Source organism: Ekhidna sp. (genome assembly GCF_964218185.1).
In the GTDB taxonomy this organism is placed as follows: Bacteria; Bacteroidota; Bacteroidia; order Cytophagales; family Cyclobacteriaceae; genus Ekhidna.
On the sequence record NZ_CAXPLV010000005.1, the window covers coordinates 701,817 to 713,779 of the forward strand.

The following is an 11,963-nucleotide window of genomic DNA, read 5'->3' on the forward strand; positions in this document are numbered from 1 at the left end:
TGAAATGGGGTTATTTCAATCAGACTTAGGTGACCAAGGCACTTCCTGTACACCTAAAATGTGCCCGATTGCGCGCGCAAAGATGAACAAATAATCAGACAATCTATTCATGAACTGTAATATTGACTCATCAACTGGCTCGTGTGTACTTAACGAAATGATGCTTCTTTCGGTTCTGCGACACACCGTGCGACAGATGTGAGCGAGTGAAACAGCGGGGTGCCCACCAGGCAAAATAAAGTTCTTAAGGGGTGGCACCTCACCATCAAATTTATCAATCCAAACTTCCAGTTGTTGTACTTCAGTCTGTGTTACAGTTGGTAATTCAAATCCTTTGAAATCTGCCTCTGTGGCCAGAATGCTGCCAATAGAAAAGAGGTGCTCCTGAATCCAGTAGAGCTGTTGCTTCAGGCGATTTTCTACTCCTTCATGATCTTTCAAGTGACCGATGAATGAATTAAGCTCATCCACATTTCCATAGGCTTCAATGCGCAAATCTGCCTTCGAAACTTTTTTCCCACCTAAAAGTGAAGTTTTTCCTTTGTCTCCTGTTTTGGTGTAGAGTTTAGCACTCATGCAGGCACTCTTGAAGTTCTTACGTTTTTGTTTACCTCGTCAGTCTCAATCAGTCCGTCTCTTAACCTCACGATACGATGCGAGTATTCTGCAATATCTTCCTCGTGCGTTACCATGATGATTGTGTTACCCTTGTCGTGCAGTTCCTGGAACAGATCCATGATGTCGTAAGATGTCTTTGAATCCAGGTTTCCTGTAGGTTCATCTGCTAAGATGATAGATGGGTCATTTACCAACGCTCGTGCGATAGCTACTCTTTGTCTTTGTCCTCCAGAAAGTTCATTTGGTTTGTGGTAAGCCCGTGATTCCAAGCCTACACCAGCCAAAGCCGCCAAAGCTTTCTCTTCTCTATCGACAGAATTGTATCCAGCATACACCAATGGCAATGCAACGTTTTCAAGTGCAGATGCTCGAGGTAGGAGGTTGAACGTCTGGAATACAAATCCAATTTCTTTATTTCTGATTTCAGCGAGCTCGTTTTCTGTTAGGTCACTTACGTCATTGTTGTTTAAGACATACGATCCGGAGCTAGGCGTATCGAGGCACCCGATGATGTTCATTAGCGTGGACTTCCCTGAACCAGAAGGCCCCATAAATGACACATATTCTCCTTTGTTTATGTTGATCGAAATCGACTTAAGTGCCATGATGATTTCACTACCCATCACATACTTTTTCGATACTTCAGTGGTGCTTATGATACTGCTCATTTGCTGTTTTTATATTCGGCTAAGGTAAAAAATTTATGCCTGTGTCCTGGCAAGACACTAACACGTTTTTTAGATAGCTTTGGTTCTAATAATGTTACACACTATGTTGACAATTTTTCTAAGTCTACTGTTTGCTCCACAGCTTTCCGGGTGGGAATTACTATCCTCGGTGGAAATTGTGATGGGCTATGATGACTTTATGGGGGCCGAAGTTGAGCAACCTAAATTTTCTGAGCAACTAAAATTACGGGAAGGGAAAGAGTTGACCCTTGAGGGGTTTATAATACCACTTCAGCAGGAGAGCGATCAGGACTATTTTGTGCTTTCCAGGTTCCCCTATGCTTCTTGTTTTTTCTGTGGAGCAGCGGGTCCTGAGACTGTGGTGGAGGTTTATTCCGATAGAGAATTCCGATTCACAGATGAACGAGTAAGAGTGACAGGAGTCCTGCGACTCAACGATGACAACCCGCTTCATTTGTTCTACATTCTTGAAAAATGTGAGGTGGTTAAATTAGACTGATGGATAAGGAGAGTTTTTTTCTTGACGTCTATGAAGTAGCCAAATTGATTCCGAAAGGTCGGGTGACAAGTTATGGGGCAATCGCGAAATACCTCGGAGTGGCAAGATCAGCCAGAGTTGTGGGATGGGCCATGAATGGTGCCTCAACGATGGATGAAGTCCCGGCACATCGGGTGGTCAATCGAATAGGCGTACTTTCCGGGAAGCATCATTTCCAAACACCTACCCGGATGAAGGAGCTTTTAGAAGCAGAAGGTGTGAAGGTGGTTAAAGATCAGATCGTCAATTTCGAAAAGCACTTTTGGGACCCGATGACAGAATTGGGTTTGGAAAAAAGTTAACTGCGAGCCTGGTAAATTTTGATGAACATAATATTGGCGATGTTACTGGCACGCTGCTTGGCCATCTCCGCTTTGTTGCCTGAAAACATTGAGTCAGTAGTTTGTTGCCATATTTCCACCCATCGCTTAAAATGAGTCTGTTCAAGTGAATGTCCCAAAGTTTTGTCTACCACCTGATGAAGAGTCATCGGATTGCCTTTGTAGGTGCCTGATGAAAGTAAAGTAGCTTCCCAAAAGCTTGCCACCCTCTTTATGTGTGGCTCCCAGTCATCCACGAACTGGTGAAATATTGGTCCCAGCATTTTATCTTTTTTAGCCTGATCATAAAAAGCGTCAACTAATTGGTTCAAATCTTCTGCTGTCTCAATATCTCTCATACCTTGCTATTTTCTTCTTATCAATAACAGACCGAGGAACATGATCACTCCATTAAGAATTAAAATTTCAAATCCGAATTTATAGCCTCCCAAAAGAGCCTCCGAGTTGAGGTTGATGACGTAGCTCAATAGTGGTGAAGCGATGCAAACAAGGGGTACAAGGTTATCTTTCACCTCCCATTTAGTGAAAATTCCGAAAGTGAAGAGCCCAAGAAGCGGACCATACGTGTATCCGGCAGCTATGAAAATGGAATTAATGACACTTTGATCATTGATGGCCTGAAAGATCAAAATCACAATGAAAAGAATGATGGAAAAGCCGAAGTGAACTCCGATTCTGATTTTTTTCTTTTCGTCATAATTTTCCTTCTTGAATCCTAAAAAATCCACACAGAATGAGGTGGTAAGGGCGGTTAAAGCAGAGTCAGCGCTGGAATATGCCGCTGCTGTGATCCCTAGCAAAAACGTAACAGTACCGATTGTTGAAAAATTATTAACTGCCAGCATGGGGAAGAGATTGTCCGAGCGATCTGGCATAGTAATGCCCCCGATCTCTGCATATTGATAAAGCAAAACGCCAAGACTTAAGAACATGAAATTGACAATCACCAGAATAACACAAAACCAGAATACATTTTTCTGAGCCTCGCCGATGTTCTTGCAGGTTAGGTTTTTCTGCATCATATCCTGATCCAGCCCTGTCATTACAATGGCGATGAAAGCACCACTGAAAAATTGTTTGAAGAAATTTCTACCACTTTGCCAATCCCAATTAAAAATGGTGGATCGCTCATCCTGAAAAATGCTCGATGTTAGCTCTGTCCAGGTCCATGAAAGCTCATTTTTTATAAACAGAATGCTTACACCTACCGCCACCAGCATAAAGGCTGTTTGTAGCGTATCTGTCCACACGATGGTTTTTATGCCACCTCTAAAAGTATAGAGCCAAATCAAAACAATCGTGGTGAGTACCGATATCCAAAAAGGGAGATCATACGCATCAAAAAATGCAATCTGCAAAACCCCAGCAACAAGAAACAGTCGAAAACTCGCACCTATTATTCGGCTAATTAGAAAAAAGAAGGCTCCTGATTTATACGACCAAAACCCAAATCGCTGTTCCAAATAGGTATAGATGGACACAAGGTTGAGGCGATAGTACAGCGGAAGTAATACTTTGGCGATGACGAAATACCCAACTAAATACCCTAGCACCACCTGGAAATAGTAGAAATTAGAATTTGCCACTTCGCCTGGCACAGAGATGAATGTAACTCCGGATAGCGAAGCACCAATCATCCCAAACGCCACCAGGTACCATTTTGACTCTCTGCTGGCTGTATAAAAATCGGTTGACTTGGCATTTCTGGAGGTAAGCCAGGATATTCCAATCAATAGAATGAAGTATCCAAGGACGATTGCACCAACGAAAAGTGGATTCATAGTGTTAGGTAATTAAATACATCCGCAAATTACAAATCATGTTGGTTGTGGAGCAATTATTAATTTTGCGTTCAAATCAAGAGGTATGAGTACTGATTTTGATATAGAGGAAGAAATAGAGACCGGTGAAGATATCGGTAGTGAGAGTGTCCGTGATCTCATGGTTTACAATGATGACTTCAACACATTTGATCATGTGATCAACACGCTTATAAAAGTGTGTAAGCACGATATTCATCAAGCTGAGCAGTGTACTTTTTTGATCCACTACAAAGGAAAATGCTCAGTGAAGAAAGGCATATATGAAGAGCTCAAACCCATGCGAGAAGGGATCACTTCAGCAGGAATAAAGGCCACCATCGTCTAATGGAATATCCTTCGCAGTTAGTAGAGCGCGCAGTGGAAGAAATTTCCAGACTGCCTGGAATTGGGAAGAAAACCGCTCTAAGACTGGCGCTTCATCTTTTAAAGCAACCAGAAAACTCCACACTGGAGCTATCATCAGCACTCAAGGAACTCCGGGAGAATATCAAATACTGCAATACCTGTCACATCATTGCGGATACCGAAGAGTGCACCTGCCAAAATGCCTACAGAGACACCTCTGTCATTTGTGTGGTAGAAGACACCCCCGATGTGCTGGCCATACGAAATACAGGACAGTACAATGGGCTTTTTCATGTGCTTGGTGGAAGAATTTCACCCATGGATGGGATTGGGCCAGAGAACGTAAAGATTGATTCGCTCATTAACCGGATTAGGGGAAATGATCAGGTCAAAGAAGTGATTCTGGCATTGAGCGCCACTATGGAAGGGGATACCACTTCATTCTACATCACTAAACTTCTAAAAGAGTTTGGAATCAAAGTTACCACCATTGCCCGAGGGATTCCAGTTGGAAGTGAGCTAGAGTTTGCAGATGAAGTGACCCTCGGCAGAAGCATCACCACACGCACTTTATTTAGTCAGGATTAGAGTTTACTATTTAGTAATATTTGTAATTTGATCTAACCTGCTGGATTGCAGAGATTTGTAGACTTCCCAAACCATCAACACAATAGATGAAGAGATCTTTCTTTGCATTTTTCGTCCTGCTTTGTCATTTCTCATTTTCACAGATTCCGGCAGGATACTATGATGGTGCCACGGGAACTGGTTATACGCTAAAGACCCAACTTCATGATATTATTGATGGTCATAGCCAGCAAACTTATGGTGATGTTTGGGACTTTATATCCAGTTATGAACTAGATACTTACTACGAAAATGATGGTACTGTATTAGATATCTATTCTGAAAACCCTTCTGGAGTCGATCCATACAATTTCACTAAAGTGACAGATCAGTGCGGGAATTACTCGGGTGAGAGTTCCTGCTACAATCGTGAGCACTCATTTCCTAAAAGTTGGTTTAGTGATGGCTATCCAATGTATTCTGATATCCACCACCTCTTTCCTACTGATGGATATGTAAATGGACAAAGAGGTAGTTTTCCCTTCGGAGAAGTAGGAAGTGCTTCGTTTACCTCTCAAAATGGCAGTAAGAAAGGTTCAGCAAGAAGTGGACTTGGCTATACTGGTACAGTCTTCGAACCTATTGATGAATTTAAAGGGGATCTGGCTAGAGCGTATTTCTATATGGCTACCAGATATGAGGATGTGCTAAGTATATGGAGTAGTGACATGCTAGATGGAAGCACGGATCAGGTTTACGAAACCTGGGCATTAGACATGCTCATGGATTGGCATACCAATGATCCAGTGAGTCAAAAAGAGCTTGATCGAAATAATAACGCTTACACTTTTCAGGGGAATAGAAATCCCTTTGTAGATCACCCGGAATGGGTGGATGAAATATGGGGTGACGGATCAGGCACTTCGCCGGATATAGATGTGACAGCCGTTGGGACGCTGGATTTTGGTTCGGTAGCAGCTGGTGAAAGCAGCACCTCTCAGTTTTATACAGTCTCGGGGAGCAATTTAGAGGCTGACATTTTGATGTCCGTTTCTTCTCCCTTCGAAGTTTCTCTTAACAATAGCACTTGGTCAACCTCAGTTACTGTTTCGCAAACAAATGCCCAATCAGGTGGCCAGACGGTATATGTGCGATTTTCTCCCACGGCTCAAAATAGCCAAACTTATAATCAGTCGATAAGCCATACGTCCACCAATGCGACGACAGTTAATGTGTCTGTTACAGGTACGGAATCTACCCTAACTATCGATGACATTAGTACGGCACGAGCCGGATCAAATGGTCAGGAATTCACCATCGTGGGAATTGTCACTACCCTTGATTATGGATCTACCAATGGGCAGTATTTTGTTCAGGATGCCACAGGAGGAATCAATATTTATCATGCTGGAAATCAAGGCCTAGTTTCATATGGTGATGAGGTTCAGATAACTGGTACAAAGGAGACCTTTAGTGACTTAATCCAGCTGGAGCCATCATCTGTATCAGTTCTTTCAAGTGAGAATATTATCCCCGATCATGTTGTGATAGGTGAATCAGATATTTCAACTTCAAGCTCCTATTTGGGTCAACTTGTAAAAATTGGTGGAGTTACATTGGATACTCCCTCTGAGTGGCCTACAACTCCCAGTTCGTCGGGCACAAGTGTGAATGCCACAGTCGGGACTACCAATTTTCTTATTAGAATTGACGATGCATCATTTTATGATGGCACTGCCACGCCTTCGGGGACACTCATTGTTGCTGGTGTGCTCACACAATTTTCCGGTGCGGTTCAAATCATGCCATTTTTTGAGGGAGATGTCATTGAATCGGAAGCAAACCCTCCTGCTTTAGTGGCAAACGCTGCGGTAATAGATTTTCCAAATACCACTGAAAACACAATCTCATCGCCCATCAGTTTTAATATTTCAGGTGCAGATTTAACTGAAAATGTATCTGTTCTACTATCTGGTGAGTTTGAAATAGCGACAGCTGAGTCAGGCTCTTACGGGTCGTCGCTGGATTTGACAATTATAGATGGTAGTATAAATCAGGATATTTTCGTTCGATTCGTCCCAACATCAACTGGTGAAAAAGCTGGTACCGTTACGTTCACATCTTCAGGAGAAGAGGAGATTGTGGATTTGACGGGTACCGCTTCATCAGAAGTAGTTCCTGACTCTGAGCTAACACTTTCTGTCTCATCGATTGATTTCGGGGAGGTGGCATTCGGAAGCTCAGGTGACGGTAACTATACAATTTCCGGTTCCAATCTTACAAGCAATCTGGTGATTACCCCGCCTGATCAGGTTCTATTGTCACTTGGAGCTGGCTTTGATGGCACAATATATTCGGATAGCTCTCCTCTAACCCTTTCGCCAACAGATGGGCAGATAAGCACGACAAATATTTATGCTCGATATACGCCCGATGCAGATGATGGCGCGATTTTATCAGGAGCCATAACTCATGTGTCAGCAGGCGTGAGTGACAATGTTACGGTCTATGGTAGTGAGCTGGAAGAAGAAGTTCCTCCCACAGCATGGATCAATGAGTTTCACTATGACAATGAAGGTCAGGATCAAAATGAGTTTGTGGAGATCTATGTGAAGGACGCAAGTGAGCTCGATCTTTCACAATTTACAGTAGAGCTGGTAGAGGCTGACGGAAGTGTGTATTCGTCTTTTTTAGCTTCATCCATGAATACCAATTTCACGGATTATTTCTTCAGAAACTTTGGAGGAATAAAAGATGGACCCAATGGCATAAAGCTCCTATATGGAGCGGAGGTTATAGATTTTATTTCTTATGAGGGAGAAATTTCAGGGGCGTCATCAGTAGGTGTGGAGGAAAGCGATCAAACCAGCGCTCAAACTTCAATTCAGCTTTGCTGCGATGGAAATTCGCCTGAGGAGATGACTTGGCTAAGTGGGGTTTTTGCTTCACCAGGTGAGCCCAATGTAAATATTACTTTGAGTGTGGATCAAAACGGATTTAGAATTTATCCCAATCCCGTTCATAGCACGCTGAATATTGAAATCAATGAAAAAACAATCCAGGTTCAATTTATTGATCAATCCGGTAAGGAGTTGTTAACCCTTGAGGGAACCCCTGAAGAGGTAGAGTCTCGATTGAATTTGAAAATCCCAGGTCTTCAATCAGGGATTTATGTGCTTAAGATAGATGGCTCTGCTTCATCAAAAACAGTACGCATAAAGGTGAATCACTAGTCTTTTCGCCTCCCGCCTGTTCTTAAATTCTGCGATAGGAGCACGGCTATTCCCAGAGCCATGATCAAAAATATCCAGCGTGGATTCCCCTCTTCATAAGTTTTTAGCAGGTACCAAATACTAAGCAGCATAGCTAAAACAACACCGGCAAAAGCGAGGGGTCTGATGAGTCTGGGATCCATGCGGTAAATATAGGAATCACATAATTGGATAGTAAAAGATATTTTTGTCCTAATGGGTGATTTTATTGAATTTCTATACTCCAGATTTTTGCTGAGTGATGGTGTTTCTATCGATACCAGAACTATTCAAAAAGGGAATCTATTTTTTGCCATTAGCGGGCCAAATTTTAATGCCAATCAGTTTGCGAAGGAGGCACTTGAAAAAGGGGCGAGCTATGCAGTTGTCGATGATAAAAAGTTTGTCAAGGGTGATCGTATCATCCTGGCGGATGATTGTCTTGAGGCTCTTCAAAATCTCGCCATGTTTCACAGAAGTAGATTTAAAAGACCAGTCATTGGGATTACCGGATCCAATGGCAAGACTACTACTAAAGAGCTGATCACCCGTGTACTTTCAGAGAAGTATGTGGTTCATGCCACAAGGGGTAATTATAATAATCATATAGGAGTGCCTCTCACTTTACTACACATTCACCCGCAGGTGGAGATTGCTATCATTGAGATGGGAGCCAATCACGTAGGGGAGATTGCACAGCTGTGCCAGTTTGCCCAGCCTACTCACGGGTTAATCACAAATATCGGACGAGCACACACAGAAACTTTTGGAGGAATTGAAGGGGTGATTCGTGGAAAGAGTGAGCTGTTTGATTATCTGAGGAAAAGTAATGGCAAGCCGTTTATAAACACAACAGATTCTGTTTTGTCGAATATGACCAAGCGATTTGATGCTGCAGTGACCTATCCGCAAAAAGATTTTAAGCTAAAAGAATCTTCCCCTTTTCTTCATATTTCACTTAATGGAGATGAAAGAGAAACTCAGGTGATTGGTAGGTACAATTTTATCAATATGGCGGCTGCTGTTGAAGTTGGGAGATTTTTTGAAGTTGATGAGAAAAAAATTCTGGATGCTTTAGCTTCTTACGAGCCGGACAATTCTCGCTCTCAGATCATTAAAAAAGGGAATACCACCATCATATTGGATGCGTATAATGCCAACCCGGATTCAATGAAGGTGGCCTTAGATAATTTGGCGGAGCAGAAGGGTAACACTCTGGCGATTCTGGGAGATATGAATGAGTTGGAAAACTCAAATTCCCATCATATGGAGATACTTTCACATGCGAAAAAGGTGGGAATAAAGAAGGTGTTAACAGTGGGTCAAAAGTTTGGGTGGGTGGCCGATCCGGAGTATCACTTTAAGACCAAAGAGGATTTGGTGCAATACTTAAAAAGTATAGATATAAAAGGTTCGACTGTCCTTTTGAAGGCATCCCGATCGATCAAATTAGAGAGCATACTAAACAGTTTCTAATAATGGACTTACAATACACCCTCGATTTCCTTTCAGACTTGGCAAAGAACAATAAGAAGGAATGGATGGATGACAATAAAAAGCGCTACCTGGAGGCAAAGGAGCAAGTCATTCATCTATTAAGTGAAATCATCCCAAAAGCGGCTGTCTTTTCACAAGGACTCGCAGGGATTGATCCAAAAAAGACACTTTTTAGAATTAATCGGGACATAAGGTTTAGCAAAAACAAAGATCCCTACAAGACGAACTTTGGTGCGTCAATCGTGCAAGGAGGGCGAAAGTCCGGGAACCCGGGATTTTACCTGCACATCATGCCAGGGAATAATTTTGTTGGAGGAGGCATCTATCAGCCTGGCTCTGAAATGCTGCAAAAGGTAAGGCAAGAGATCGATTACAATGGAAAGGAGATTAGGTCCATTATTGAAGAGCCCAAATTCAAGAAGACATTTGGAGAGCCTTTTGGTGAAGACAGACTGAAGACGGCCCCAAAGGGCTACCCGAAAGATCATGAAAATCTGGAGCTGCTTCAGCTAAAGCACTATGTTTTCATGAGGAAAACTTCCGATAAGGAAGTCACCTCGAAAGACTTTGCTGATCAGGTGGTGGAGACTTACAGAACACTCCAGCCATTCAATACATTTCTATCCAGAGCGATGGATTAAAATTATTTTCACTTAGTTCTTGCACGGAAAATAAACCGTACTAAATTTGCAATCCTTTTAAGGAAGGGCGCTTAGCTCAGTTGGTTCAGAGCATCTGGTTTACACCCAGAGGGTCGGGGGTTCGAATCCCTCAGCGCCCACTTCTCAAACCCTAATTCAGAAATGAGTTAGGGTTTTTTGCTTTTGAAGGAATATAGCTCAATGAGAGACCCCAACCTTTTCGATTAAAGTTTTTTTGTGCCTTATGATGATGGTGACCTTACGCCACCTACTAGGTAAATAACTTAATTCAAAAACCTTCCTTCCACTCATATGTCTCAATGAATTGTTGCATCAACTTTGCGTTCTAATTCAATCAAACCGTGTACATGAAAGCAATCAGCAAATCACTATTTGTATTTCTCTTCACCATCATTAGCCTTCAGGTTGTAGGTCAACTTTCTTTTGAAAGGGTAGTCACTAACCCCAACGACACGACTGAAACAATTACAGATATTACCGCACCTCAGACCAACTTATTATCAACGGAAGTTGGAAATTTCACGTTTGGACCAGCCTCTCGCGTGAAATTTGAAATAGTAGAGGAAGGGTCAGGATTGGAAACCACGTACTTTAAAGTGGCAGACTTCCCCTACATGAAATCTGATGGAAGGCAGATGCTTCCTCATGATCTTGAGGATGGGGAGCACGAACTATTGTTCTACAGTGTAGATCAGAATGGAAATCAGGAGGAGGTAAAAAGCGCTCTTATTTATGTTGATAGACGTGGGCCTCAGGTGACGCCTGCCTTCAATAAGGCTCCAGCTAATTTCGACAATGGGTTACCTGTTTTTGCTGAGGGGGTACACCTGATGCTAGAGATAAATGATGCTCATGTGGATGTTCAAAAGGTCACATATAGCATCAATGGTCAGGAGCGAGTAAATAGCGAAGATTTGTACCATATTGACCTAACTGAGCAGCTATCTAAGGTCACCAGCGAAGAGGTTAAAATAGAAGTGATTGCCTATGATTATTTCTATAACCTTACAAAAGAGGTGATAGAGTTCAGGATTTCTAAATAGGATTCTATTTTCCCATCGTTACGATTTTAAAAGCAGCTCCCTTTAAGCTGCTTTTTTAGTTTACTAGATAATCTTTGGCCGTATTTTCATCATCAAAAGGTCGCATGGCACCACCCAGCAACCTATTGTAGCCTGACAAAAGCACTTTTTTAGCTCCCGTAATCCCGACAACAGCCCCCTTTACGGGGATATGTTTGGTTTCTTTTCCAAGCTCACGGATGTAAGCAGTAAATTTTCTGGTAGCCGGAGTGTCCGTAATATTCACGAGTCTCAAATGCTCACCGGGATTTGTAAGAAGAAAATCCCTGAGAGAGGAAGCGGTTTGTAACATTTCATCCTCAGATTGTCCTCGGTAGTCGATGTATACAATCTCCTTTCCTTTGTGAGTAATTTTTTGTATTCCTGGCATGGTAGTTAGGTATGTGTGAATCACTAAAATAATCAGTTTGATAAAAACTTCTAATCGATTGGAAGTAAAACACAATTTGAATCTTTACCTAAATATTAACTTTTGTCCTATCCTATCAGTTGTCCAGTTTATTGGAAGTATAATTCCTAACTTGCCAACTTGTTTTTTTGAGAAAAATGC

General features: G+C 42.2%; 14 protein-coding genes and 1 tRNA gene. 9 read left to right on the forward strand and 6 right to left on the reverse strand.

All coding sequences use genetic code 11. The annotated features are described in order from the left end of the window. Positions 1–15: 15 nt before the first annotated feature. Both ACEQZT_RS08645 and ACEQZT_RS08650 read right to left on the reverse strand, forming a co-directional pair. A complete protein-coding gene (locus tag ACEQZT_RS08645) occupies positions 16–576 on the reverse strand; it encodes a cob(I)yrinic acid a,c-diamide adenosyltransferase (RefSeq protein ID WP_370089033.1) in 561 nt (186 codons plus the stop codon). After that, positions 573–1,286, reverse strand: a complete 714-nt coding sequence (locus ACEQZT_RS08650; protein ID WP_370089034.1) for an ABC transporter ATP-binding protein — start codon at positions 1,284–1,286, stop codon at positions 573–575. The genes ACEQZT_RS08645 and ACEQZT_RS08650 overlap by 4 nt, the downstream gene beginning before the upstream one ends. Before the next feature lie 103 nt (positions 1,287–1,389). Between ACEQZT_RS08650 and ACEQZT_RS08655 the strand changes: the two genes are divergently transcribed. Together ACEQZT_RS08655 and ACEQZT_RS08660 are read left to right on the forward strand one after the other, a co-directional pair. Then, positions 1,390–1,806, forward strand: a complete 417-nt coding sequence (locus ACEQZT_RS08655; RefSeq protein WP_370089035.1) for a hypothetical protein — start codon at positions 1,390–1,392, stop codon at positions 1,804–1,806. After that, entirely contained in the window at positions 1,806–2,147 is a 342-nt protein-coding gene (locus ACEQZT_RS08660) for an MGMT family protein (RefSeq protein ID WP_370089036.1), read from the forward strand. The genes ACEQZT_RS08655 and ACEQZT_RS08660 overlap by 1 nt, the downstream gene beginning before the upstream one ends. On the opposite strand, the gene ACEQZT_RS08665 is transcribed toward ACEQZT_RS08660, so the two are convergent. Then, complete coding sequence (locus tag ACEQZT_RS08665; protein WP_370089037.1) at positions 2,144–2,524, reverse strand: group III truncated hemoglobin; 381 nt, start codon at positions 2,522–2,524, stop codon at positions 2,144–2,146. The genes ACEQZT_RS08660 and ACEQZT_RS08665 overlap by 4 nt on opposite strands. Positions 2,525–2,530: 6 nt before the next feature. Continuing rightward, entirely contained in the window at positions 2,531–3,967 is a 1,437-nt protein-coding gene (locus ACEQZT_RS08670; protein WP_370089038.1) for a sodium:solute symporter, read from the reverse strand. A gap of 85 nt (positions 3,968–4,052) precedes the next feature. Between ACEQZT_RS08670 and ACEQZT_RS08675 the strand changes: the two genes are divergently transcribed. From ACEQZT_RS08675 to ACEQZT_RS08685, 3 genes are all read left to right on the forward strand, one after another. After that, positions 4,053–4,334: an ATP-dependent Clp protease adaptor ClpS gene (locus tag ACEQZT_RS08675; protein ID WP_370089039.1), complete on the forward strand. Its 282-nt coding sequence runs from the start codon at positions 4,053–4,055 to the stop codon at positions 4,332–4,334. Next, positions 4,334–4,942, forward strand: a complete 609-nt coding sequence (recR, locus tag ACEQZT_RS08680) for a recombination mediator RecR (RefSeq protein ID WP_370089040.1) — start codon at positions 4,334–4,336, stop codon at positions 4,940–4,942. Before ACEQZT_RS08675 ends, recR begins: the two co-directional genes overlap by 1 nt. Positions 4,943–5,028: 86 nt before the next feature. Further along, positions 5,029–8,154: an endonuclease gene (locus ACEQZT_RS08685; protein WP_370089041.1), complete on the forward strand. Its 3,126-nt coding sequence runs from the start codon at positions 5,029–5,031 to the stop codon at positions 8,152–8,154. Here ACEQZT_RS08685 and ACEQZT_RS08690 read toward each other — a convergent pair. Beyond that, positions 8,151–8,336, reverse strand: coding sequence for a hypothetical protein (locus ACEQZT_RS08690; protein ID WP_370089042.1), 186 nt, complete (start codon positions 8,334–8,336; stop codon positions 8,151–8,153). The genes ACEQZT_RS08685 and ACEQZT_RS08690 overlap by 4 nt on opposite strands. 52 nt (positions 8,337–8,388) lie before the next feature. Between ACEQZT_RS08690 and murF the strand changes: the two genes are divergently transcribed. From murF to ACEQZT_RS08710, 4 genes are all read left to right on the forward strand, one after another. Continuing rightward, complete coding sequence (murF, locus tag ACEQZT_RS08695; protein WP_370089043.1) at positions 8,389–9,648, forward strand: UDP-N-acetylmuramoyl-tripeptide--D-alanyl-D-alanine ligase; 1,260 nt, start codon at positions 8,389–8,391, stop codon at positions 9,646–9,648. A gap of 2 nt (positions 9,649–9,650) precedes the next feature. Continuing rightward, positions 9,651–10,310, forward strand: a complete 660-nt coding sequence (locus tag ACEQZT_RS08700) for a DUF2461 domain-containing protein (RefSeq protein ID WP_370089044.1) — start codon at positions 9,651–9,653, stop codon at positions 10,308–10,310. Between the two features lie 65 nt (positions 10,311–10,375). Continuing rightward, positions 10,376–10,450, forward strand: a tRNA-Val gene (locus ACEQZT_RS08705). 228 nt (positions 10,451–10,678) lie between these two features. Then, a complete protein-coding gene (locus ACEQZT_RS08710) occupies positions 10,679–11,374 on the forward strand; it encodes a hypothetical protein (protein WP_370089045.1) in 696 nt (231 codons plus the stop codon). A gap of 55 nt (positions 11,375–11,429) precedes the next feature. On the opposite strand, the gene ACEQZT_RS08715 is transcribed toward ACEQZT_RS08710, so the two are convergent. Then, entirely contained in the window at positions 11,430–11,783 is a 354-nt protein-coding gene (locus ACEQZT_RS08715) for a hypothetical protein (RefSeq protein WP_370089046.1), read from the reverse strand. Between the last annotated feature and the right edge of the window lie 180 nt (positions 11,784–11,963).

Bases quoted from the DNA above. Each gene is read 5' to 3' on its own strand.
- ACEQZT_RS08660 (WP_370089036.1), top strand. From the start codon at position 1,806: ATGGATAAGGAGAGTTTTTTTCTTGACGTCTATGAAGTAGCCAAATTG.
- recR (WP_370089040.1), top strand. From the start codon at position 4,334: ATGGAATATCCTTCGCAGTTAGTAGAGCGCGCAGTGGAAGAAATTTCC.
- murF (WP_370089043.1), top strand. From the start codon at position 8,389: ATGGGTGATTTTATTGAATTTCTATACTCCAGATTTTTGCTGAGTGAT.
- ACEQZT_RS08690 (WP_370089042.1), bottom strand. From the start codon at position 8,336: ATGGATCCCAGACTCATCAGACCCCTCGCTTTTGCCGGTGTTGTTTTA.
- ACEQZT_RS08715 (WP_370089046.1), bottom strand. From the start codon at position 11,783: ATGCCAGGAATACAAAAAATTACTCACAAAGGAAAGGAGATTGTATAC.
- ACEQZT_RS08675 (WP_370089039.1), top strand. From the start codon at position 4,053: ATGAGTACTGATTTTGATATAGAGGAAGAAATAGAGACCGGTGAAGAT.
- ACEQZT_RS08645 (WP_370089033.1), bottom strand. From the start codon at position 576: ATGAGTGCTAAACTCTACACCAAAACAGGAGACAAAGGAAAAACTTCA.
- ACEQZT_RS08670 (WP_370089038.1), bottom strand. From the start codon at position 3,967: ATGAATCCACTTTTCGTTGGTGCAATCGTCCTTGGATACTTCATTCTA.
- ACEQZT_RS08700 (WP_370089044.1), top strand. From the start codon at position 9,651: ATGGACTTACAATACACCCTCGATTTCCTTTCAGACTTGGCAAAGAAC.
- ACEQZT_RS08710 (WP_370089045.1), top strand. From the start codon at position 10,679: ATGAAAGCAATCAGCAAATCACTATTTGTATTTCTCTTCACCATCATT.
- ACEQZT_RS08655 (WP_370089035.1), top strand. From the start codon at position 1,390: ATGTTGACAATTTTTCTAAGTCTACTGTTTGCTCCACAGCTTTCCGGG.
- ACEQZT_RS08650 (WP_370089034.1), bottom strand. From the start codon at position 1,286: ATGAGCAGTATCATAAGCACCACTGAAGTATCGAAAAAGTATGTGATG.
- ACEQZT_RS08685 (WP_370089041.1), top strand. From the start codon at position 5,029: ATGAAGAGATCTTTCTTTGCATTTTTCGTCCTGCTTTGTCATTTCTCA.
- ACEQZT_RS08665 (WP_370089037.1), bottom strand. From the start codon at position 2,524: ATGAGAGATATTGAGACAGCAGAAGATTTGAACCAATTAGTTGACGCT.